The sequence below is a fragment of the Sulfurimonas sp. genome (genome assembly GCF_041563035.1).
Classification (GTDB): domain Bacteria; phylum Campylobacterota; class Campylobacteria; order Campylobacterales; family Sulfurimonadaceae; genus Sulfurimonas.
In genome coordinates this window covers 1-21,290 of the sequence record NZ_JBFFNS010000022.1, presented here as the reverse complement: position 1 = coordinate 21,290, position 21,290 = coordinate 1, and the positions used below count along the sequence as shown (strand labels likewise).

Here is a 21,290-nt window from a genome sequence, read left to right as displayed (position 1 = left end):
TGCGAAACGGCTACTCGGGCTATCTTCCTTTGATAGATACCCCATTATCATAAACAAATCGGAGAATATATGAAAATATTAATTTTAGGTGCAGGTGGTAGAGAATACTCTATAGCTAGAGCAATTTTAAACGAAGAAAAAGAACACGAACTATTTTTTATGCCAGGTAATGGCGCTACAAACAATTTAGGTACAAATTTAGATATTAAAGATTACAACGATTTAGCAGATTTCGCAAAAGATAATAATATAGAATTAACAATAGTAGGTCCAGAAGCTCCACTAGTTGATGGTGTAGTTGATATTTTTAAAGCAAAAGATCTGACAATTTTTGGACCAAGCAAAGAGGCTGCACAGCTCGAAGGTTCAAAAGTCTATATGAAAAACTTTTTAGCAAAGTATAACATTCCGACTGCTCGCTACATAGAAACTGATTCCATAGAAGATGCTTTTAAATTCACAGAGACTCTGACTGCTCCGATAGTTGTTAAAGCTGATGGACTATGCGGTGGAAAGGGTGTAATTATTGCTCAGAGTCATGATGAAGCAAAAGTAGCAATCTCTGAGATGCTAAGTGGTAAGAGTTTTGGAGATGCAGGACTTAAAGTTATTGTTGAAGAGTTCCTTGATGGTTATGAGCTTTCAATGTTTGCTGTGTGTGATGGTGAGGACTACATACTTCTTCCGGCAGCACAAGATCACAAAAGACTTTTAGATAATGATGAGGGTCCAAATACTGGTGGGATGGGTGCTTATGCTCCTACACCTTTAGTAGATGAGGAGTTATATCAAAAAGTAAGAGACAGAGTTATTCGTCCTACTTTAGATGGAATGAAAGCAGAAGGGGCACCTTTTGAAGGAGTTCTTTTTATCGGTGTCATGGTTGTTAATGGTGAGCCGATTACACTAGAATTTAATGTTCGTTTTGGAGATCCTGAGTGTGAGATTCTTATGCCTCTTATGACTTCAAGTGTAAGTGATATGTTTTATAAAGCTGCTACAAACAGACTAGGTGAAATAAAAGTAGAATTTTCTAAACAATATGCAGTTGGTGTCGTAATGGCTAGTGGAAACTACCCTTATGGAAGTTCAACTCCTGCAGAAATTATTTTAGATGATGTTCATCATGATGAGATAGAGAAATATACACATATCTCTTTTGCCGGTGTTAGTAAGGTTGATGATGTCCTTTATGCAGACGGTGGTAGAGTTCTAGTTTGTGTTGGTTTAGGTGACACAATTCAAGAGGCAAGAGATAGAGCATATCTTAGATGTGGTCAAGTTCACTATGTCGGTAAAAAGATAAGAACTGATATAGCTTATCAAGCTTTGTAGGGACTACGCAGTTGAACGAAGAGATAGAAAATATTCTTTATCGTGAAGGTATCGTATTAGCAAGTAATAAAAAAAGGGCAATGGCTTTTTTCATAGATGAGATGCTACTCTCATTCTTGCTTGTAATAGCACTCTGGGATTCATTTGCGCAGGCGGTTACGATGGAGCAGATGATAAATATAACAAACACATTTGTTTTAGAATATATGCTTATGAAGATTATTTATCAAGCTTTTTTTGTTATGCAGTATGGCGGTTCTATCGGTAAGATCGTTATGAAAATAAGAGTGATAGATATTAATACTATTCAAACACCAAATGTAATGGTAGCACTAAACCGTGCTATCTTTCGTGTAGTCTCAGAACTTTTTTTATATTTAGGTTTCTTATGGGGTCTGCTAAATCCTGAACGTCAAACATGGCACGATAAAACAGCGAAAACTTTGGTTGTAGATGCTTAAACTCCTAACTCTTCTTGTAGTCCTTACATCATTTTTGTATGCATCAGATAAAGTTGAAATATATGCAACTTCTATGGATTCGCAGGATAATATTGTAAAGGCAACAGGAGAAGTCACAGTTGTATATAAAGACTACTTTCTAAGTGCACAAAATGCCACCTACGATAAAAAAAGTGGAGAACTAGAGCTATTTGGAAATATTAGAGCTAGTCAGGGAAAAAATTACAAACTTTTAGGTGATTATGCAAGGCTTAATATTGCAAAAAAAGAGCGTACCTTTAAACCATTTTTTATGCTTGAAAAAGAATCAAAAGTTTGGATTAGTGCCGATGAAGGTTGTGCTTTAAACAAAGATTTTGACATTAGCTCCGGAGTGATGAGCGGATGTAACCCAAATGATCCTCTATGGAAAATACATTTTTCATCATCTACATATAATTCAGATGATAAATGGTTGAATATTTATAACGCAAGAATTTTCATATATGATATACCGGTATTTTATACTCCTTATTTTGGTTACTCACTAGACACTACAAGGAGAACAGGTCTTTTAACTCCGGCATTTGGTACTTCTGCAGTAGAAGGTGTCTATTATGAACAACCTATTTATATAGCAGAGCAAAATTGGTGGGATCTTGAACTAAAGCCTCAAGTCAGAACTAGTAGAGGTTATGGTGGATATACTACATTTAGATTTGTTGATTCTAAAATATCAAAGGGTGAATTTACAACAGGTTATTTTAAAGAGAAAGACAGTTATTTTAAATCTAATAATCTAGCAAATGATACACACTACGGATATAACTTTTTATATGATAACAGTGATGTCATAAATCAATGGTTTGGCACAAATTTTAAGGGTCAATCAGGTTTATATATGGATTTAAACAGTATGAATGATGTTGATTATATAAATCTTTCAACAAACGATACTACCCAGAATGCAACTGCAACACAAAATCTATCGAGAGTAAATCTATTTTACAATACTGATAATAACTACTTCGGTGCATATTTTAAATACTATCAAGATTTGACTAAAGTAAGTAATGAAGATACACTTCAGAAACTTCCAACATTTCAGTATCACCGATATTTAGATACATTGTTTGGCGACCATTTAATTTATAGCTTAGATATGCAGAGTAATAATATCTACAGAGAAGTTGGCAAACATGTTACACAAACAGATTTAAATATTCCAATTACTCTTCAAACAAGCATTTTTGATGAGTATTTAAACACTTCATACAAAGCATATATCTATGCTCAACATTCAAAATTTAGTGGGACTGAGACAGTTAAAACAGGTAATTATGAAAATGGGTACTTTGCAAGAAATTATCATGTATTTTCAGCATCTTCGCAAGTGAGTCGTGCTTTTGAAGACTTTACTCATGTTGTTGGATTTGGTTCTACTTATACTATTGGAGGGGCTGAGACAAAGACTGGTTTTTATGTAGATTATGAAACTTTTTGTTCAGATGCTAACAATAAAAATACACCACAGTGTGAGTTTTATAATATTACAGCTATAGAAGAAGAACTAAAACTTGATTTTACTCAATATCTTTATGATATAGAGGGTACGCAAATTCTTTATCATAGGCTGGCGCAAAATATTTCATATCAAAACAGTGGGAATAGTCTTGGTGAACTTGAGAACGAACTAGATTATCAGATAACCAAAGGCCTAAAACTATACAATAATATGTTTTATAACTATGACCAAAATAAATTATCTAAACTTTATAATCAGTTAACTTTCAATGAATCTGGTTTTTCAGTCTCTTTTTCTCACCTTTACAAGGACACTTTTTTAGAAAAAACTGCAACATATACACCTTATACAAGCTATATTACATCAAGTGCTAGTTATACTTATAACAAACATTACTCATATGATGTGACATATAACTACGATGTAGAAAGCAGTCTTAAAAAAAGCGCAAGTATAGGTTTTCTTTATAAAAAAAGATGTTGGGACTTTGGTCTGAAGTATCTTGAAAATAATAGACCGGTACTGACTGATACTGGTTCAACATCTATATATGACAGATATATATATTTTACTGTAGTCCTAAAGCCAATGATGAGCTCAGGCAGTGGACCATTGTTTGAATATAAATTGCCTGAGACTACGCAAGGACTCTAATGTTATGAAAAAATATAAACATATACTAAAAAACAGAGAAGATGCAGCAAATAAGTTAGCTGATGTAATACCTATGCAGAGACTAAAGGATGAGTCATGGAAGATAGTAGCTGTATCAAAGGGTGGACTTGAACTTGCATACATGTTAAGAAAAAAGCTTCCAAATACTTTGGACTTTCTTTTTTCAGAAGCTATTATGGCACCAAATAATGATGAGTGTGAAGTTGCAAGAGTAAGTGAGAGAGAAGAGATAGTTATAAATGAGCAGTTAGTAAGTACCTTTGGTATTCAATACGATTATATTTACGGTGAAGCTCACAGAAAACACGAAGAACAAATTTTAAGTTATGTATACCAGTATAGGAAAGGAAGACCTTTTTCATCTATGAAGGATCAAGTGGTACTTCTTGTTGATGAGGGGAGCGAGACAGGCATGAAGTTTATGACTGCTCTAAAAACTATTTTGGCTATGAGGCCAAAAGCAGTTTATATAGCGGTAGCAGTTTTACCTAGTGACACACTAGATTTATTAGAACCTTTTGCAGATGATATATTTTTTCTTTATGATATAGATGATTATGTTGAAACTGCGCTTTATTATGAAGAACTAGAAAAAGTTGAAGAAGAAAAATTAGAAAAATACTTAGGAGATAAGAATGAAATATGATGTTAATTTAGAGTTGGAAAATAGAGTAGAAGATTACTCATTTGGAGATGTAGCGAGACAGGCGAATGGTTCTGCATGGTTAAGATCGGGTGACAGCGTAATACTAGCGACAGTTGTTATAGATGAAACAGAGATAGTGAAAGATGACTTTTTACCTCTTACTGTTCAGTATATAGAAAAATCATATGCAGCAGGTAAAATTCCTGGTGGATTTTTTAAACGTGAGACTAAGCCAAGTGATTTTGAGACTTTGACATCTCGTATAGTTGACCGTTCTCTTCGTCCACTGTTTCCAAAGGGTTTTGGCCATCCGACTCAAATAACTATTATGGTATTTAGTGCAGATGCAGATGCAGACTTACAAGTATTAGCACTTAATGCTGCTTCAGCTGCACTATATACTTCAAATATAGATATAAATACATCAGTTTCTGCTGTTAGAGCTGCTAAAGTTGATGGAGAACTCGTTTTAAATCCAACACTGTCTCAGCTTAAAAACTCTACATTAGACCTCTATTTATCAGGAACTAAAGATGACCTTCTTATGATAGAGATGCGTTCATTTGGTTCAAAAGAGACTCAAGTTGGAGAGAACTATATTATCGATCCAATGATTGATCCAGCACTTAGTACTCCTAGTATATTAGTTCATAAATCAAATGCTATTGCTGAAGATGATCTGATTGATGTTTTACAAAAGACACAAGCAGAGCTTTTTGCGATAAATAGCAAGTTTGAAGAAGCTTTTGCAGAGCATAAACAAGAGACAGTTGTTATAGAGTATAAAGCTCATGTGATCAATGATGAGATGGTTTCTTTCGTAAGAAACAATCACATGTCTGATATCGCAGATGCTATGAACCAAATGGCAAAAAGTGAACGTTCTACTGCTCTTAGACAGCTTAGAAAAAAGATACTTCTTACTCAAGAGCATTGGGAAGAGGTAGAGCTAAAAGATGCAATAGAAAAAGTGAAAAAAGAGCAGGTGAGATCTCAGATATTAAATGAGAGAGTTCGTGCCGATGGTAGAGCTTTAACGGAAGTTAGACCTATATCTATTAGTACAAATGTACTTCCTAAAGCTCACTCATCGTGTTTATTTACAAGAGGTCAAACACAAGCTTTAGTTGTTTTAACTATGGGTGGACCAAAAGATGCACAAATGTTTGAGTCACTTACAGACGGTGGAACGCAAAATGAAAACTTCATGGTTCATTACAACTTCCCAGGGTTTAGTGTTGGTGAAGCATCTCCAATTATGGGTACAAAAAGAAGAGAATTAGGACATGGAAATTTAGCTAAAAGAGCATTAGAGCCTATTGTAGATCTAGATGGAGATACAGTTAGATTAGTTTCAGAAATCTTAGAATCAAATGGCTCATCTTCTATGGCTACAGTTTGTGGTGGTTATATGGCTCTTAGAGCTGCTGATATTGATACTAGTGATACTGTTGCTGGAATTGCTATGGGCATGGTCTCTGATGGAGATAAGTATGCTATCCTTTCAGACATTATGGGACTAGAAGATCATGATGGTGATATGGACTTTAAAGTAACTGGTTCAAAAGATGGAATCACTGCAATGCAGATGGACATAAAACTTGGTGGTATCTCTTTAGATGTTTTAAAAGAAGCGCTATACCAAGCTAAAGAGGGTAGAAGTCATATCATTGATATCATGTTAGAAGCTGAAAAAGAGATAGAGTTTAACGATGGTGTTCTTCCAAGTACAGACTTTTTTCACATAGATCCAAGTGTAATCGGTGAGGTTATCGGTCAGGCCGGTAAAGTTATTCGTGAAATTATTGAGAAATTTGAAGTTGCAATAGACATTGATAAAAAAGATGGAAAAGTAAAAGTTACAGGTAAAAACAAAACTGGTGTATCCGGAGCACGAGAGCATATTGAGGGCATCGTTAATGCACCTAAAGTTGAAAAGATTCAGTATCAAGTTGGTGATAAGCACGAAGGAGTAGTTAAAAAAATAGTTGACTTTGGAGCATTTATCGGGCTTCCTGATGGTACTGACGGTCTTTTACACATCTCTAAAATATCAGATCAAAGAGTAGAAAAAGTTTCTGATGTTTTAAGTGAAGGTGAAAAAATAATGGTAGAAATTTTAGAATTCAAAGGCAACAAGATCTCTCTAGGTCGTGCATAAAAACTTCTTTCTCCAAGTCTTTCTCGCAAACGCGAGAAGCTGACTAAAATTTAAACTCCAATTTAGTACTTTTTTTGTATAATCCCCCATCAATTTCTAGTAGGGAAATCTGGGCATTTATGTTTAGGTTGCTTCATTTTACGATGAGGTTACGCTATCCGAAAGAATTTGTAATAATTATATGGAGAAACTTATGAAAAAAGTTCTATTTTTAATGCTAGCTCTTGCTACTGCTGCAATGGCATCTGACGGTGAAGTGGCTAACCAAACTCTTAAAGCTTATTCAATGATCGCTGCTGGTCTTGGTCTTGGTCTTGCTGCTCTTGGTGGAGCTATCGGTATGGGTCATACTGCTGCTGCAACAATCGCTGGTACTGCACGTAACCCAGGTTTAGGTGCTAAACTAATGACTACAATGTTCATCGCTCTTGCAATGATCGAAGCACAAGTTATTTATGCACTAGTAATTGCTCTTATCGCACTTTACGCTAACCCATACTTAGGTTAATCAACCAAAAGTATACCCTCAAAGCCTAGCTCTTTTGAGTTAGGCTTTTTTTTTACTTCTTTTTAATGCGATCGTGGTGGAACGGTAGACACGCGGGCTTGAGGGGCTCGTGCCTAACGGTGTGAGGGTTCAAATCCCTCCGATCGCACCATTACCAAGGTTTTTCATTTTTTTCTTCGTTTTCAATCATTTCTTTGTTTAATCTATAAAGATAAGTATTTTGTTTTGAGTTTAATTTTTTGACCCATTTTGCTTCTTCTAGGTCACTCATTTGTTGAAGCTTTAAATTGGATTTGCCACTATTACCTTGATTTTTAACTTCTTTTTTATTCTTATCTTTTAACTCTCTTACTTTTTCTTGGCTTTCATCATTATCATTGTCATTATTTGAGCCATCATTATTATTACCTTCATTCTCATCAGACTTACTGTCATCAGAATTTTTCTTACTATTAGGATTTACTTTATTATCTGTTTTTTTACCTTCTGAATTGTTTTTATTTTTATTTTTCTGATTTTTATTTTTATTGTTTTTATCGTCTGCCTCATCTGAGGCATCACCACTTTCGTCAGTCTTTTGCTGTGAATACTTTTTGTCTTTATCTTTTTGTCCGTCTTCTTTCTCTTCTTTCTTTTTATTTTCCTCTAAAGCCTTTTTAACAGCTTCTAAGTTTTCTCTTGTAAATTGATCTTCTTTGAGTCTTAGTGATACTTCATAATGTTTTATTGCTCTCTCAAGTGTATTTATAGTACCTAAACGGGCAAGAGCATTACCCATGTTTGATAGCTTTTTAGCTCTTAACTCTTTATTATCTTCAAGTCTTGCAAATGAATAAGCACTTAAAGCTTTTATATATTGTTTTTCTTTGTAGTAAGAGTTTCCAGCATTATAATATGCCTCTGCATTATTGGTTTTTCTTGCGTACTCATCATAAATTTTTGCAGAAGAGTTATAGTCTTTAGCGTCGTATGATTTCTTAGCGTCAGCTAACTTTCTAAAGTCTAATATGTCTGCAACAGATGGTGTGCTACTTAAGATCATAAAGAATAATATAAATGCAGATGCTGGTATATTGTGTTCAACTCTTTTACTGATAGAATTAAAAGCAATAAGTAAGATAAGTATTGCCAGAATTATCGGATAGTAAAATAGAGCAACATATCTCTCTATCTCTTGGCTTTTAAGCTCTTTATGTTCAGAGTTACTTATAATCTCACTAAACATAGCTTCAACGTCTTGTGAAGATGTTGTATTTTGAATATAGACACCACCTGTATGTATAGCAAGCTCTGATATAGATTCATTTAGCTTTGATATTATGACTTTATCATTGTACTTTATAAGTGAGCCATCTTTCTTTTTAATTGATGTGCCGAGTTCTGTTCCTATACCAAGAACAAAAACAATAACACCATTTTCTTTTGCAAAATTTATTTCAGCCGAAAAATCTGTATCATCGCTGCCATCACTTAAAATAAGTAGGTATTTTTTATCTGTACTGGTATTAGTCTTTACTACTGTTTTTAGCATGGTTAAGATATCTGTACCCTTTTGGGTTATACTAGATGTATCTAGCTTTGAGAGTAAAAAAGAGACTGTCTTTGTATCAAAACTAATGGGGGAGACAAGATAGCTATTTTTAGCAAAAGCTATTACTCCAACCCTGTCCTTTGTAGTCTTGTCAATTAGTTCAAGAGCTTTCTTCTTAGCTAACTCAAGTCTGTTTGGATATACATCGGAAGCTAACATTGAGTCTGAAATATCTAATGCTATTAGAATGTCACCACCAATCGCCTTAACTCGTATTTTTCCATCTTTAAGTACAGGTTCCGCAGATGCTAAAATAATCAATAAACCTGCTAAAAATAATAGGCTATTTCTTGTCTTTAGAGTTAGTGAATTAGAATTAACTCTTAACTTATTTATAATCTCTTTTGAAAAGTAGTGATCATGTGATTCTTTTTGCATTAATATAAACAGATAAACCATTGTAAGTGGAGGTAACAGGTAGTAAAGAAATTCAGGATGTAAAAAAGTCATTAGTTATATCCTCTTTTATTTCTAAAAAACATATAAAGAATCAAAGAAAAAAATGAAATGAGTAATGGAAAAATATAGTAGTATCTTAAAAAACTAAATGTTTCATTGTCAATCTCTGATTTTTCCAATTGATTTATCTTTGAATATACAGCACTTAGTTCATCTGCATTTGAAGCTCCAAAAGAAACTCCACCTGTTTGTTTTGCAATTTTTTCTAGCATCTTCTGATTGTACTCATCAGATTTCCCTATGCCTATTGGATAAACTTTAACACCATGTTTATTTGCAAAATCTATAGCTGCATCAAAAGGAAACTCACTATCAGGTGTGTTGTATCCATCGGTGAGTAAAATAGCGATTTTTGTTTTTGACTTAGATGTTTTAAGTAGGTTTACACCCTGAGCTAGTGACTCAAAAAGAGCTGTGAACTTTCCAGCCATCCCAATGTAAAGGTTTGATACTACACCTTTTAAAATATTAGTATCATAAGTTAGGGGAGATGCTATAAATGAGTACGCTCCAAAAACTACAATACCCATATTGTCATTTTTTCTACTTAGGATAAAGTTAGATACTATCTCTTTTACAACATCAAAACGAGTTAAATCTCTATTTTTCTCATCAAAACCTTTTGCTTTCATAGACTCTGAAGCATCAAGTATCAGAGCTATTTCATAGCCTTTTTTTGGTTCTAGCTCATAAGGTTCATCTTTTACCGGTGACATAAGTGCTAGGATAAGCATTGTAATACTAAGCCATTTTAAAAAGAGAAGTAGTTTAGAAGAGCCAGTTGATACTTTCATAAACTGTGCTACATTTGAAAAGTATATAGAGGGTAGTTTTATTTTACAAATGATTGTACAAAGAATAAAAGATAATATAACTAAAGCTGCACTTGGGTATTCAAAATAAAGTCCATCTAACATCTATCATGCCCTTGTATCGCTCAATATATTATAAAGTATAATATTATTTGATATAATACAAAAGTTAAACTTTGCATAACTTAAATGGAGATAGACCTGTAAAATGATAAGAAAACTGCTACAAATCACACTCATAACTACCACAGTTTTTTCTTATGAAATAGGCTTAGATAAATCATCAAATATACAAAAAAAAGCAGCAGAGCCCAAGATAAATATAGCTTTAGTAAGAGATAATTCAAAAGATTTAGTAATTGATAATAGTACAGGTTTGATGTGGCAAGATAATATAGATGCTAAGAGCATAAGAAAAAATCGTAAAGATGCAAAACAGTATTGTCGTAGTCTGGTTTTTGCTGGATATGATGACTGGTATTTACCTAGGCTCAAAGAACTAAAATCCATAGTAGATGAAAGTAAGTTTGACCCAGCTATAAGATATGGGTTTAAAAATGTTGTATCTGGTCACTACTGGTCATCATCACCAAATCTCTCAGATATTGTAATTGCATTAAATGTTGACTTTAAAAGTGGTCAAACATACAATAATACTAGAAGAGGTAAGGGTTATGTTAGGTGTGTTAGAGGTAATTACAATAGCTTAATATAACTAGCTTATATCTCGTTATTATTCCAAGCTAAAACAGCATCTACAAGATTTTCAAATCCGCTTACTTTTCCAACTATAAAAATTTCATCAAAGACATAGCAACTTACATTTCCGTTTGGTTCTAACAAGAACATCGCATTTTCATCTTCTGCTCTTTTGTCCGTAGACAGCACTCTCATTCCATCAATGGTGTCGTTTACACCGGGAATATCATCATACTCAACATCTACCAGTTTTTTGCCATCACTTACATATATAGCCATGATTACCTCTTTATAAAATTACGATACAATTATTTTATTATTATTATGCTTTGGAAAATATATGAAATCAGTTATTTTTGTTTGTTTGGGAAATATATGTCGTTCACCTATTGCGGAAGGTTATGCCAGAAAACTTTTAGAAGAAAATGATATAGATATAGTTGTTGACTCAGCCGGAACCGGCGATTGGCATGTCGGTGAAGCCCCTTGCCATAATTCTATAACTGTTGCCAGAAATAATGGCGTAGATATATCATCCCAGAGATCTAGACAGGTGACAAAAAGAGATTTTCAAGAGTTTGATCTTGTTATCGCTTTAGATGATAGTAACTTTAGTGATCTAAAAGCTTTAGGTGCAAATAATATTACAAAGCTTGGTGATTATGGCTATGAAGGTGCGGATGTGCCTGATCCATATTTTTATGATGGCTTTGAAGGTTTCCAAGAGGTGTACAAAATGATAGAAGTTTGTGTTAATAATCTTTTTAGTGTAAAATCAATTTAATTAATTTACAGGGGATTTTTATGAACATCGCTAACAATATAACAGAGCTAATCGGTAACACACCTTTAGTGAAGCTAAATACACCATCAAAACTTACCGGAGCTACAATCATAGGTAAGTGTGAGTTTATGAATCCTACTAGTTCTGTAAAAGACAGAATAGGTTTTAATATGATTAGAAGAGCTCAAGAAGCTGGAAAGATTACAAGTTCCACAACTATAATAGAGCCGACAAGTGGAAATACTGGTATTGCACTGGCTGCTAACTGTGCCGCACAGAATCTAAAACTGATTTTGACTATGCCTGAGTCTATGAGTATTGAAAGAAGAAACTTACTTAAAGCACTGGGAGCAGAGCTTGTTTTAACTCCTGCTGCAAAAGGTATGAATGGAGCAATCTCTAAAGCTGAGGAGCTGCAAAGCGAGATAGAAGATAGCATTATCTTACAACAGTTTCAAAATGAGTCAAATCCTGAGATTCATATGTTGACTACTGCTGTTGAGATACTAAGAGACACAGATGCTCTTTTAGATGTTTTTGTCGCGGCTGTAGGAACTGGCGGAACGCTTACAGGAACTTCAAGAGTCTTAAAAGAAAAAATTCCCGGGATTATTGTTATTGCGGTTGAACCTGAAGCTTCAGCAGTACTCTCAGGAGGAAAGCCAGGACCTCATAAGATTCAAGGAATTGGTGCAGGATTTATACCTGGCATATTAGATACAGCAATCTATAGTGAAGTCATACAAGTAAGCAATGAAGATGCAATGGCTACTGCCAAAATGTTGGCAAAAGAGGAAGGACTGCTTGTCGGTATATCAGCCGGTGCAAATGTATACGCAACTATGCAGGTGGCATCTAGAGAAGAGTTTAAAGGTAAAACACTTCTAACTATTCTCTGTGACACGGGTGAGAGATATTTAAGTACAGAATTATTTAGTGAGTAACAGTTATCTAGAAACTATTAGATCTTTTAACGGAGAGATATTTAACCTCTTATATCATCAAAGGCGATACGAGAGTGTTTTAAAGTCACTTGGAATAATGGACTTTAAAAACCTTCAAGACTATTTGAATCCTCCAGTTTCAGGTCTCTATAGATGCAGATTAACCTACGATGAGCAAAAAATCGATGTAACTTATCATAAGTACGAAAAAAGAGAAGTTAAATCTATAAAGTTAGTATATGATGACGAGATTGATTATTCTAAAAAGTCTACCAATAGAGATGAACTGGATAAGCTATTTGAAAAAAGAGAAGATTGCGATGAAATTTTGATAATCAAGAACTCTTTAGTCACTGATACAACTATTGCAAATGTTGCTTTTTATAAGGACAGCTTATGGTATACACCAAAAAAGCCACTTTTAGAAGGAACAACTAGGCAAAGACTTCTCGATGAGGGAAAAATTATAGAAAAAGATATATGTGTAAAAGATCTAAAAAAATATTCAAAAGTAGCACTAATGAATGCGATGGTAGATTTCGATATAATTACACAATATGATTTAAAGGATATGACTTGTTAGATAGTGTCATAAATAACAAAGATTTTACAAGGCTGATGCAAAAACATATGCAGGAGTTGATAATTCATTTTTTCCAAAAAGAACAAAATTTTGGAATTCTTTGTAAAATAGAAGATGCTCTGTTTGAGCCAAATTTACCAGAAGAAATAGTATCAGAGTTTCGTCCTTTAACACTTTTCTTTTTAGCAGGGTATACATTTGAGACAGCGCATATACAAGACAATCATCTAGTTTTTGAAGCTGGTTTTGGAGCTGAAAATTTTGGAAGTATGGTTCGTGTTCCACTTGTAAGTATTATGCAAATAATAGTTGATGAAACACCTGTTATGATAAATCTTGCAACCTACCAGCCAGAAGATAAACCTAAAAAAATCTCAGATGCAAAAGGTGTGAAAGATTCAATGGCTTCTTTTCTTTCAAACCCGGAAAATTCCAGGTTTGTAAAAGATAAGAAATAGTCTATATTTTATTTAGAGATAGTAAGTAGTTAACAACGTTATCGACAAATGCGTCGTGCTTTCTATCTTTTGAATAAGCTATATAAAAACTTCTCTCAATTTTATAGTTTTTAAGTCTAGCTTCGTAAAGTCTTCCAGCATCTAGTTCAGACTGTATAACATGGCGAGACATAATAGAAACTAATGGTCTCTCAGCGTTTTTGTCAGCATTTAGAATAGACTCTTTTATAGATGTTGGAGAAGCCAAAACAGCTAGTACATTAAAGTTTGTACACTGTACACCCATCTCTTCAAATACTTCAGAAGTTAATTTTCTTGTGTGTGAATCTTCGTTACGACAAATCCAGTCAAATTCAAACAGATCTTCAGCAGAAAGTTGTTTTTTAATAGGTTGGTTTGAAAAAAGTACCAGTTCATCTTGAACCCATTCTCTATAGATGATGCCATCTCTAAATACAGGAGATTCAATAAGAGCTACATCTATTTTTTTCTCTTCAAGTTGATCTATGATATCTGAAGATAGACCAACGTGCATGTAAACTTCGTTCCCTATTCTCTGCTTGATTTCACCAAGATAGTTAGGAAGAACATAGTTACCTATAGCATTTGAAGCACCCATTATAAATGTGAACTCTTTGTTTATTATTTTAAGAAGTTCTTTTTCACTGCTTGATATTGCTTTATCAAGTTTGACTGCAATTCTATAAAGATCTTCACCTTCTTTTGTAAGTAAGATACCGTTCTTTTTTCTCTCTACAATTCTTGTATCTAGATAATCTTCAATGAATTTTATCTGCTGAGTAACTGCTGGTTGAGAGATACCTAATTTTGCAGATGCTTTAGAAAAACTCTTCTCTTTTATGACCATTAGAAAAGTCTGTAATTTGGCAAAATCTTTTAACATAATAATTCCTATAAGTTTAATGAATATATAAAATTATAACTCAATATTATAATTATTGCAATAGTTTTGTAATAATTTATAAGTATTTTGATATAATAAAGTAAATAAACATAGATTAGTGACAATTAATGGAAAAAGATGGAAAAAATATTTGAAAAACTAAACGAATCACAGACTCAAGCTGTAAAACAATCGGAAGGTCCTGTTCTGATTTTAGCGGGAGCAGGAAGTGGAAAAACGACTACTATTGTCTCTCGTCTAGCATATCTTGTAGAAGTTCTTGGCATCCCAGCATCTAATACTTTGACCCTTACATTTACAAATAAAGCAGCAAAAGAGATGCGTGAACGTGCTCTTGACATGATTGAAGATGTATCTTATCCGCCACTTCTATGTACATTCCATAAGTTCGGATTATTATTTTTAAAATTTAATATTCATCTTCTAAATAGACAAAATAATTTTGTTGTAATTGATACAGATGATAAAAAACGTATTATAAAAAAGATAAACTCTGAAATACCTACACCATTAATAGCTAGTGAAATCTCAAGATATAAAAACTCACTATTGACTCCGGATGACGCATATAAACAAGCAGAACTTTTTAACTATCAGCAAATAGCAAAAGTATATGAAGAGTATGAAGCATATTTAAAAGAGAACAATTTAGTAGACTTTGATGATCTTATAGCATTGACTTATAAACTTTTAGATGAAAACCCTGAACTTGCCCAAAAGACATCTCAAAAGTATCAGTATATTATGATTGATGAGTATCAGGATACAAATGAATTACAGTTAAAACTCCTGCAAAAACTATGTTCTTCTCATAACAATCTATGTGTTGTGGGTGATGATGATCAAAGCATCTATGGTTGGCGTGGAGCACATATCAGAAATATTATGGAGTTTGATCAAGATTTTAAAGGTACTTCTACTTTCAAACTGGAAAATAACTATCGTTCAAAAGAGCCGATATTAAAAGTTGCAAATGCACTTATAGAACACAATCGTTCTCGTTTGGGAAAAAAACTGATTGCTACTCGTGGTGCCGGAGAAGATGTGACTATCTTAAACTCCCATGATGAGAATGAAGAGTCAAGAAAAATAGCACAAAAGATTAGAAAACTTTTAGATTCCGGTGTTGAAGCGAATGATATAGCAATTTTATACCGTGTGAATGTTTTAAGCCGTTCTATTGAAGAGGGCTTAAACCGTACAGGTATTGCTTATAAGCTTGTTGGCGGACTTAGGTTTTATGATAGAGCAGAGATAAAAGATTTAATCAGCTACATAAGAATTATTACAAACTTCCATGATGACTTCTCATTTAAAAGAGTAGTAAACAAACCAAAAAGAGGTTTAGGAAAAGCCAGTATAGAAAAGATTGAACTTGCAGCGCATGCAAATGAGACATCTATATATGAGTATATCAAGAAAACTTCTTTAGTAGACTTAGAAGCACTTGTTAGAAAGAAAAATGCTAAGACTTTAAAAACATTTATAAAAGATATAGAAAATGTTTCAAAAGTCTCACGTGAGTCTACATATGAGTTTATAGATGTATTAGAAGATACTTTTCACTTAAAAGATATCTATGCAGGAATGCAAGATGAAGCAGATAGAGTTTTAAATATGGATGAGTTCTATGGACTCTTTCGTGATTTTGTAAAAAAATCTCCTGAATCTGGACTAGATGAGTTCTTAAATGAACTTACGCTTCAAAGCGAACAGGATCAGGTTGAAGGTGAGAGTATCTATATGATGAGTATTCACGCTTCAAAGGGTCTTGAATTTGAGCATATCTTTATCATCGGACTGGAAGAGGGCTTCTTACCTCTTGTTGGCGATGGAAGTGACTTAGAAGAAGAGAGACGTCTTGGTTATGTCTCTTTTACAAGAGCAAAAGAGACTCTTACTCTTTCACATGCAGGAAGCAGATTTTACAAGGGACGTAGAAGTGATCTTCAAAAGAGCAGATTTTTTAATGAAGCCGGACTTTGTGAAGGTTCTTTAAAAGTAGAAAAAAATACAGCCTTTAAAAAAGGTGATTTAGTACGTCACAAAATCTTTGGGACAGGTAGAGTTACTGGTATTAGTAAAAGTGGGCGAGAGTTCAAGCTAAACATTAACTTTGCAGGTACTAAAAGAGACATCCTTGCATCTTTTGTTGAGCGCCTATGAATCGACTCTTTGTAGCATATAAACCTACAGGGATCAGCTCGAATTTTTTTTTATCACAATTAAAAAGAAAATATAATAATAAAAAAGCTGGTTTCTCAGGGACACTTGATCCTTTTGCAAAAGGTGTTTTACTTATAGGTTTCGGATCCCATACAAAACTATTTCGTTTTTTAGATAAGACTCCAAAGAGTTATCGTGCAACCCTATGGCTTGGTGCAGCATCTGACTCTCTTGATACTGAGATGATAGAAAATGTAGAGATTTTCAAAGAGTTTAGCAAAGAGAAGATACAAGAAGTTGTAAAATCTTTAGAAGGTGAGTTAGAGTATGAGCCGCCTATCTTTAGTGCAAAGCGTATAAATGGTCAAAGAGCTTATGATCTAGCGCGTGCAGGTAAAGAATTTACACTTAATAAGATCAACTCTAACGTCTATGAGACTAAGCTAGTAAGCTACTGCCATCCATTCGTTACATTTGAAGCAACTGTATCAGAAGGTACTTATATCCGTTCTCTTGGCCGTATCATAGCTCATAAGCTAGGTGTAGAACATGGTAGTCTAAGTGCTTTGGAAAGACTTTGCGAAGGACAGTTTGGATTTGATGATGAAAAAGCTCTAGATATTAAAAAATCTCTTAATATTCCTATGAATTTCTACCTTGGTGATAGAGACAATCTTAAATATGGAAGGGTTCTTGCTTTAGAAGATTTAGAGATACAAAAAGACGGATATTATTGGTTAGATAATGGCGATAATATTTCAATCATAAATATAGAGAATAAAACTGTGAAATATGAACTAGGTAAGGTATATACATGTTAGTATTAGCTAGAAAATTAGATGAATCAATTGTTATCGGTGACAATATAAATATAAAGATTATATCTATCGATAAGGGTGTAGTTAAACTAGGTATAGATGCTCCAAGAGATGTTTCTATTATTAGAAATGAGCTTTTAGAAGATGTAAAAGATTTAAATATCGCAGCTTCAAAAGAATATAGTCATGAGGACTTAAGTCTACTAAGTAAGATTATTAAAAAATAGAGATAAATATGAAAATTTACAGGGCATACGCTAAGGTAAATGTGTTTTTAAAAATAACAGGAATGAGAGATAACTATCATGAGATTATCTCCAGGTTTATGAGAGTTGATTCTCTTTATGATGAGTTGTGCTTTAGTAAAAAAACTAAAGATGGATTTGAGATCATCGGAGAGTTTTCTTGCGAGACTCAGCAAAACACTATATATAAAGCATATGTAGCTCTTAGAGATGCTGTAAACCCGGAGTCTCTAGACAAACTTATGGACACTTATGCTATTGAAGTTAAAAAGTCTATACCGGCTTTTGCAGGTCTTGGCGGTGGAAGTAGTGACGCAGCGACATACTTAAAGATGTGTAATGAAGTTTTAGATCTTGGGCTTAGTCAAAATGAACTAGCAAAGATAGGGCTTAAAGTCGGTGCTGATGTCCCATTTTTTATATATGGTTATGACAGTGCAAATGTTAGTGGAATAGGTGAAGTTGTAGAGGAGTTTAAAGAGCCTCTTTTAAACTTTGAAGTATTTACTCCAAAAATAGAGATCAGTACACCCAAAGTATATATTAGTTACAGAGAAAACTTCTATGCACCGATAGATGGATTTGAGACCGAGGAATTAAAAAATAAAACTTCATTAGAGGTACTAGAGTCTATGAGTGCGGATGAAGCAAACGATCTTTTTAAACCCGCACTACAAGAATACAGTGAGTTAAAAAATCACTATCAGCATGGATACTACTTTAGCGGAAGCGGAAGCAGCTTTTTTAAGTTAGCAGAGTAGATATCATAAAATCCAAACCTTTATCAATCCATGCTAAAATTATAAAAAATATTTTAGACTATATAGTCGAGAAGGAAAATGATTATGGGCGAAACAGTAGCTAAAAATAAAAAAGCCTATTTTGATTACTTTTTAGAAGAGAAATTTGAAGCAGGATTGGTTCTTCAAGGTAGTGAAGTAAAAGGTATACGGGCAAATAGAGTTAACTTAAAAGATAGTTTTATCCGTTTTGTACAAGGTGAAGCATTTTTATTTAACGCTCACATAGGAAGACTTGAAACTACACACCACTACTATACACATGAAGAGAGAGGCAGTAGAAAACTTCTTCTACATAAAAAACAGTTGATAAAAATGAAAAAAGCTGTTGAGCAAGACGGTTACACAATAGTACCTCTGCAGCTTTACTTCAATGCAAGGAATCTTGTTAAAATCCAAATTGCAATTGCAAAGGGAAAACAGCTTCATGATAAGCGACAAGACTTGAAACAAAAAGATATGAAGCGTGATATTGCTAGAGCGATGAAAGACTACTAATGAAGTTTTTTATAGCATTTATATTTCTTGTTACAACTATTTATGCTTTTAACATAGATATATCCGATTCAACTATTGCAAATGGCAAGACTACCATTATAGAGTTTGAAAAAGAGCAAAATATAGAGTATGAAAAAGTTGTATTAGGTAAAAAATCACATAAGATATATCAGCATCCGCTAGATGCTAAGAAAATGTATGTATTAGTTCCGGTCAGTTACTATGAAAAACCAAGTGATAAAAAAGTTGAGGTTTTCTACACAGATAAAGGCAAGCAAAAAAGTAAAATAATTTTCTTACGTGTAGAAGACGGAAAATACAAAAAAGAGAAGATCCAAGTTCAAAAATCAAAAGTAACACTGGCCGCAAAAGATAAGAAAAGAGCAGCTTTAGAATATGCAGAAGCTATGAAGATTTACGCTGCATCTAGATCTAAAAGTCAAATATCCTCAAAGTTTATAGCTCCAATGGATAGTAAAATAACAAGTTCATTCGGAAAAGCAAGAGTTTACAATGATACTTTAAACGGTTATCATAGTGGAACTGATTATAGAGCGAAAATTGGCACACCAATACAGGCAAGTAATGATGGTGTAGTTGTTTTAGCTAAAGAGAGGTTTTACTCTGGCGGTACCGTTATATTAGACCATGGTCATGGCATCTACACTTGTTATTATCATATGAGTGACTTTAGTGTAAAAAATGGTGAGAAGGTTAAGAAAGCTGATATTATTGGATTGTCAGGTGATAGCGGAAGAGTTACTGGACCGCATCTACACTTTAGTGCTAGAGTAGGTGGAGAACAGGTTGATCCACTACAACTAATAGAATTACTAAATAGAAAATTATTTTAAAAAAAGGAATTAACATATGACAGTTTTTCAACTACTAATGCTTGGAGCTTCAGCTTTTTTTGCATTTAAAATTTTTGAGCATATTCAAACACTTCAAGATCCGCAACCGCAAAGAGATGATTCTAATCAAAATGAACCTAAAAGTGCAGATGCTTTTTCTCCATTTGACTCAGAAGCCTTGGTAGAAAAAGCTGATTTAGCATTTGAAGAAAAAGATTTCCAAAGAGCATTAGCACTACTTATTGAGGCAGATGCCAAAGATCCACAAAACTCAGATATTTTGTTTAAAATTGGTTATATCTTTCAGCAAATAAATGATAATGATGAAGCTCTTAAATACTATAAACAAGCAGTAGAAATAGATAGAAATAATGAGTATATCCATAATTCTATGGCTTCTGTATATCGAGCAAACGGTGAGTTCACATCAGCTAAAATGCATCTGCAAGAATCTTTAGAAATAGATGACTCAAACCCTATAACTTACTATAACTTTGGAAATCTTTTAGTAGATATGCAGCATATTGAAGAGGCAAAAGTGATGTATCAAAAAGCATTAGATATAAACCCAGATTTTAGTGAAGCAAAAGAGGAATTGGAGAAACTTTAAGATGAAAATTTCTGAAATATATAAGTTCCTTGATGAACTATCACCTTTTGAGTTACAAGAGTCTTGGGATAACTCAGGTCTTTTACTTGGAGATTTTAACCAAGAGGTGACAAAAATAGTATTAAGCATAGATGTTGATGAATCACTGATTGATTCTATGGATAAAGATACACTTCTAATAACTCATCATCCTATTATCTTTGGTGGATTGAAGCAGTTGGAATTTAGTAAATATCCTGCAAATCTTATTCAAAAAATGATACAAAAAAATATATCTAATATTGCAATGCACACTAACTTTGATCAGACACACTTAAATGAGTTTGTTGCTACTGAAGTTTTAGGTTATAAAATTGCACAAAAAGATGGATTTGTTGCTTATTTGGATGTTGATGAAGAGTTTGATTCGTTTGCAAAAAAAGTCTCTTTAGCATTTGGACTTCCACATGCAAGATGCGTAAAAAGTTCAAATCGTGTAAAAAGAGTAGCTTTAACAACAGGTTCCGGATGCTCTTTATTGAAATCTATAAATGCGGATTGTTTTTTAACAGGAGATGTCAAATACCACGATGCCATGGAGGCTAAAAGTATAAAACTCTCACTAATTGATATAGGACATTTTGAAAGTGAGCACTTTTTTGCACAAATTTTACACCGTCATTTGAAAATTTTAGGTTTAGAAGCTATAATTTCATCATCAAAGAACCCGTTCACATATATTTAATCCAAAAGGAGACTGATGAACCAGCATCTT

The 21,290-nt window shown here is 33.5% G+C and carries 23 protein-coding genes and 1 tRNA gene; 20 read left to right on the top strand and 4 right to left on the bottom strand.

Annotated features, from left to right (window positions below):
• The first annotated feature begins 69 nt into the window (after positions 1-69).
• From purD to ABZC13_RS11945, 7 genes are all read left to right on the top strand, one after another.
• Positions 70-1,335: a phosphoribosylamine--glycine ligase gene (gene purD, locus ABZC13_RS11975; RefSeq protein WP_373004112.1), complete on the top strand. Its 1,266-nt coding sequence runs from the start codon at positions 70-72 to the stop codon at positions 1,333-1,335.
• A gap of 11 nt (positions 1,336-1,346) precedes the next feature.
• Positions 1,347-1,796, top strand: a complete 450-nt coding sequence (locus tag ABZC13_RS11970) for an RDD family protein (protein WP_373004110.1) — start codon at positions 1,347-1,349, stop codon at positions 1,794-1,796.
• The gene (locus ABZC13_RS11965; RefSeq protein ID WP_373004107.1) at positions 1,789-3,954 is read left to right on the top strand and encodes an LPS-assembly protein LptD; all 2,166 of its coding nucleotides are present in this window, start codon (positions 1,789-1,791) and stop codon (positions 3,952-3,954) included. The genes ABZC13_RS11970 and ABZC13_RS11965 overlap by 8 nt, the downstream gene beginning before the upstream one ends.
• 4 nt (positions 3,955-3,958) lie before the next feature.
• Positions 3,959-4,621, top strand: coding sequence for a phosphoribosyltransferase (locus ABZC13_RS11960; protein WP_373004104.1), 663 nt, complete (start codon positions 3,959-3,961; stop codon positions 4,619-4,621).
• Positions 4,611-6,782 carry a polyribonucleotide nucleotidyltransferase gene (locus tag ABZC13_RS11955; RefSeq protein WP_373004101.1) on the top strand — a complete coding sequence of 724 codons (2,172 nt, stop codon included), beginning with the start codon at positions 4,611-4,613 and terminating at the stop codon, positions 6,780-6,782. Before ABZC13_RS11960 ends, ABZC13_RS11955 begins: the two co-directional genes overlap by 11 nt.
• A 193-nt stretch (positions 6,783-6,975) precedes the next feature.
• Positions 6,976-7,290, top strand: coding sequence for a F0F1 ATP synthase subunit C (locus ABZC13_RS11950; RefSeq protein ID WP_207562321.1), 315 nt, complete (start codon positions 6,976-6,978; stop codon positions 7,288-7,290).
• Between the two features lie 67 nt (positions 7,291-7,357).
• Positions 7,358-7,441 (top strand) — tRNA-Leu (locus tag ABZC13_RS11945).
• Here the strand turns inward: ABZC13_RS11945 and ABZC13_RS11940 are convergent.
• Both ABZC13_RS11940 and ABZC13_RS11935 read right to left on the bottom strand, forming a co-directional pair.
• Entirely contained in the window at positions 7,442-9,331 is a 1,890-nt protein-coding gene (locus tag ABZC13_RS11940; RefSeq protein WP_373004097.1) for a VWA domain-containing protein, read from the bottom strand. It abuts the tRNA gene before it with no gap.
• Entirely contained in the window at positions 9,331-10,257 is a 927-nt protein-coding gene (locus tag ABZC13_RS11935; RefSeq protein ID WP_373004094.1) for a VWA domain-containing protein, read from the bottom strand. The genes ABZC13_RS11940 and ABZC13_RS11935 overlap by 1 nt, the downstream gene beginning before the upstream one ends.
• A gap of 103 nt (positions 10,258-10,360) precedes the next feature.
• Between ABZC13_RS11935 and ABZC13_RS11930 the strand changes: the two genes are divergently transcribed.
• Entirely contained in the window at positions 10,361-10,867 is a 507-nt protein-coding gene (locus tag ABZC13_RS11930; protein WP_373004091.1) for a DUF1566 domain-containing protein, read from the top strand.
• 5 nt (positions 10,868-10,872) lie between these two features.
• Here the strand turns inward: ABZC13_RS11930 and ABZC13_RS11925 are convergent, their stop codons facing one another.
• Entirely contained in the window at positions 10,873-11,130 is a 258-nt protein-coding gene (locus ABZC13_RS11925) for a hypothetical protein (protein ID WP_373004088.1), read from the bottom strand.
• A gap of 61 nt (positions 11,131-11,191) precedes the next feature.
• On the opposite strand from ABZC13_RS11925, the gene ABZC13_RS11920 reads away from it, so the two are divergent.
• Genes ABZC13_RS11920 through ABZC13_RS11905 form a run of 4 tightly spaced genes read left to right on the top strand, consistent with a single transcriptional unit; the run spans position 11,192 to position 13,620 of the window.
• Positions 11,192-11,635, top strand: a complete 444-nt coding sequence (locus tag ABZC13_RS11920) for a low molecular weight protein-tyrosine-phosphatase (RefSeq protein ID WP_373004085.1) — start codon at positions 11,192-11,194, stop codon at positions 11,633-11,635.
• Between the two features lie 20 nt (positions 11,636-11,655).
• Complete coding sequence (gene cysK / locus ABZC13_RS11915) at positions 11,656-12,579, top strand: cysteine synthase A (RefSeq protein WP_373004082.1); 924 nt, start codon at positions 11,656-11,658, stop codon at positions 12,577-12,579.
• The gene (locus ABZC13_RS11910; protein WP_373004079.1) at positions 12,572-13,162 is read left to right on the top strand and encodes an aminotransferase class IV family protein; all 591 of its coding nucleotides are present in this window, start codon (positions 12,572-12,574) and stop codon (positions 13,160-13,162) included. The genes cysK and ABZC13_RS11910 overlap by 8 nt, the downstream gene beginning before the upstream one ends.
• Positions 13,156-13,620, top strand: coding sequence for a hypothetical protein (locus ABZC13_RS11905; protein WP_373004076.1), 465 nt, complete (start codon positions 13,156-13,158; stop codon positions 13,618-13,620). The genes ABZC13_RS11910 and ABZC13_RS11905 overlap by 7 nt, the downstream gene beginning before the upstream one ends.
• Before the next feature lies 1 nt (position 13,621).
• Here ABZC13_RS11905 and ABZC13_RS11900 read toward each other — a convergent pair whose 3' ends face one another.
• Positions 13,622-14,524, bottom strand: a complete 903-nt coding sequence (locus ABZC13_RS11900) for a LysR family transcriptional regulator (protein WP_373004073.1) — start codon at positions 14,522-14,524, stop codon at positions 13,622-13,624.
• 138 nt (positions 14,525-14,662) lie between these two features.
• Between ABZC13_RS11900 and ABZC13_RS11895 the strand changes: the two genes are divergently transcribed.
• From ABZC13_RS11895 to ABZC13_RS11860, 8 genes are all read left to right on the top strand, one after another.
• A complete protein-coding gene (locus tag ABZC13_RS11895) occupies positions 14,663-16,711 on the top strand; it encodes an ATP-dependent helicase (RefSeq protein ID WP_373004070.1) in 2,049 nt (682 codons plus the stop codon).
• A complete protein-coding gene (gene truB / locus ABZC13_RS11890) occupies positions 16,708-17,532 on the top strand; it encodes a tRNA pseudouridine(55) synthase TruB (protein ID WP_373004067.1) in 825 nt (274 codons plus the stop codon). Before ABZC13_RS11895 ends, truB begins: the two co-directional genes overlap by 4 nt.
• Positions 17,526-17,756: a carbon storage regulator CsrA gene (csrA, locus tag ABZC13_RS11885; RefSeq protein ID WP_373004064.1), complete on the top strand. Its 231-nt coding sequence runs from the start codon at positions 17,526-17,528 to the stop codon at positions 17,754-17,756. The genes truB and csrA overlap by 7 nt, the downstream gene beginning before the upstream one ends.
• A gap of 8 nt (positions 17,757-17,764) precedes the next feature.
• Positions 17,765-18,535 (top strand): 4-(cytidine 5'-diphospho)-2-C-methyl-D-erythritol kinase, encoded by a 771-nt coding sequence (locus ABZC13_RS11880; protein WP_373004062.1) that lies wholly within the window; start codon positions 17,765-17,767, stop codon positions 18,533-18,535.
• A gap of 84 nt (positions 18,536-18,619) precedes the next feature.
• Positions 18,620-19,072: an SsrA-binding protein SmpB gene (smpB, locus tag ABZC13_RS11875; protein WP_373004059.1), complete on the top strand. Its 453-nt coding sequence runs from the start codon at positions 18,620-18,622 to the stop codon at positions 19,070-19,072.
• Positions 19,072-19,926, top strand: coding sequence for a M23 family metallopeptidase (locus ABZC13_RS11870; RefSeq protein WP_373004055.1), 855 nt, complete (start codon positions 19,072-19,074; stop codon positions 19,924-19,926). Before smpB ends, ABZC13_RS11870 begins: the two co-directional genes overlap by 1 nt.
• 16 nt (positions 19,927-19,942) lie before the next feature.
• Positions 19,943-20,536, top strand: coding sequence for a tetratricopeptide repeat protein (locus ABZC13_RS11865; RefSeq protein ID WP_373004052.1), 594 nt, complete (start codon positions 19,943-19,945; stop codon positions 20,534-20,536).
• Position 20,537: 1 nt separating this feature from the next.
• Positions 20,538-21,260: a Nif3-like dinuclear metal center hexameric protein gene (locus ABZC13_RS11860; RefSeq protein ID WP_373004049.1), complete on the top strand. Its 723-nt coding sequence runs from the start codon at positions 20,538-20,540 to the stop codon at positions 21,258-21,260.
• Positions 21,261-21,290 lie beyond the last annotated feature (30 nt).

What these genes read in the sequence shown, in the direction of transcription:
- purD (WP_373004112.1), top strand. Translation starts at nt 70, where the DNA reads ATGAAAATATTAATTTTAGGTGCAGGTGGTAGAGAATACTCTATAGCT.
- ABZC13_RS11965 (WP_373004107.1), top strand. Translation starts at nt 1,789, where the DNA reads ATGCTTAAACTCCTAACTCTTCTTGTAGTCCTTACATCATTTTTGTAT.
- ABZC13_RS11960 (WP_373004104.1), top strand. Translation starts at nt 3,959, where the DNA reads ATGAAAAAATATAAACATATACTAAAAAACAGAGAAGATGCAGCAAAT.
- ABZC13_RS11955 (WP_373004101.1), top strand. Translation starts at nt 4,611, where the DNA reads ATGAAATATGATGTTAATTTAGAGTTGGAAAATAGAGTAGAAGATTAC.
- ABZC13_RS11950 (WP_207562321.1), top strand. Translation starts at nt 6,976, where the DNA reads ATGAAAAAAGTTCTATTTTTAATGCTAGCTCTTGCTACTGCTGCAATG.
- ABZC13_RS11940 (WP_373004097.1), bottom strand. Translation starts at nt 9,331, where the DNA reads ATGACTTTTTTACATCCTGAATTTCTTTACTACCTGTTACCTCCACTT.
- ABZC13_RS11935 (WP_373004094.1), bottom strand. Translation starts at nt 10,257, where the DNA reads ATGTTAGATGGACTTTATTTTGAATACCCAAGTGCAGCTTTAGTTATA.
- ABZC13_RS11930 (WP_373004091.1), top strand. Translation starts at nt 10,361, where the DNA reads ATGATAAGAAAACTGCTACAAATCACACTCATAACTACCACAGTTTTT.
- ABZC13_RS11925 (WP_373004088.1), bottom strand. Translation starts at nt 11,130, where the DNA reads ATGGCTATATATGTAAGTGATGGCAAAAAACTGGTAGATGTTGAGTAT.
- ABZC13_RS11920 (WP_373004085.1), top strand. Translation starts at nt 11,192, where the DNA reads ATGAAATCAGTTATTTTTGTTTGTTTGGGAAATATATGTCGTTCACCT.
- cysK (WP_373004082.1), top strand. Translation starts at nt 11,656, where the DNA reads ATGAACATCGCTAACAATATAACAGAGCTAATCGGTAACACACCTTTA.
- ABZC13_RS11900 (WP_373004073.1), bottom strand. Translation starts at nt 14,524, where the DNA reads ATGTTAAAAGATTTTGCCAAATTACAGACTTTTCTAATGGTCATAAAA.
- ABZC13_RS11895 (WP_373004070.1), top strand. Translation starts at nt 14,663, where the DNA reads ATGGAAAAAATATTTGAAAAACTAAACGAATCACAGACTCAAGCTGTA.
- truB (WP_373004067.1), top strand. Translation starts at nt 16,708, where the DNA reads ATGAATCGACTCTTTGTAGCATATAAACCTACAGGGATCAGCTCGAAT.
- csrA (WP_373004064.1), top strand. Translation starts at nt 17,526, where the DNA reads ATGTTAGTATTAGCTAGAAAATTAGATGAATCAATTGTTATCGGTGAC.
- ABZC13_RS11880 (WP_373004062.1), top strand. Translation starts at nt 17,765, where the DNA reads ATGAAAATTTACAGGGCATACGCTAAGGTAAATGTGTTTTTAAAAATA.
- smpB (WP_373004059.1), top strand. Translation starts at nt 18,620, where the DNA reads ATGGGCGAAACAGTAGCTAAAAATAAAAAAGCCTATTTTGATTACTTT.
- ABZC13_RS11870 (WP_373004055.1), top strand. Translation starts at nt 19,072, where the DNA reads ATGAAGTTTTTTATAGCATTTATATTTCTTGTTACAACTATTTATGCT.
- ABZC13_RS11865 (WP_373004052.1), top strand. Translation starts at nt 19,943, where the DNA reads ATGACAGTTTTTCAACTACTAATGCTTGGAGCTTCAGCTTTTTTTGCA.
- ABZC13_RS11860 (WP_373004049.1), top strand. Translation starts at nt 20,538, where the DNA reads ATGAAAATTTCTGAAATATATAAGTTCCTTGATGAACTATCACCTTTT.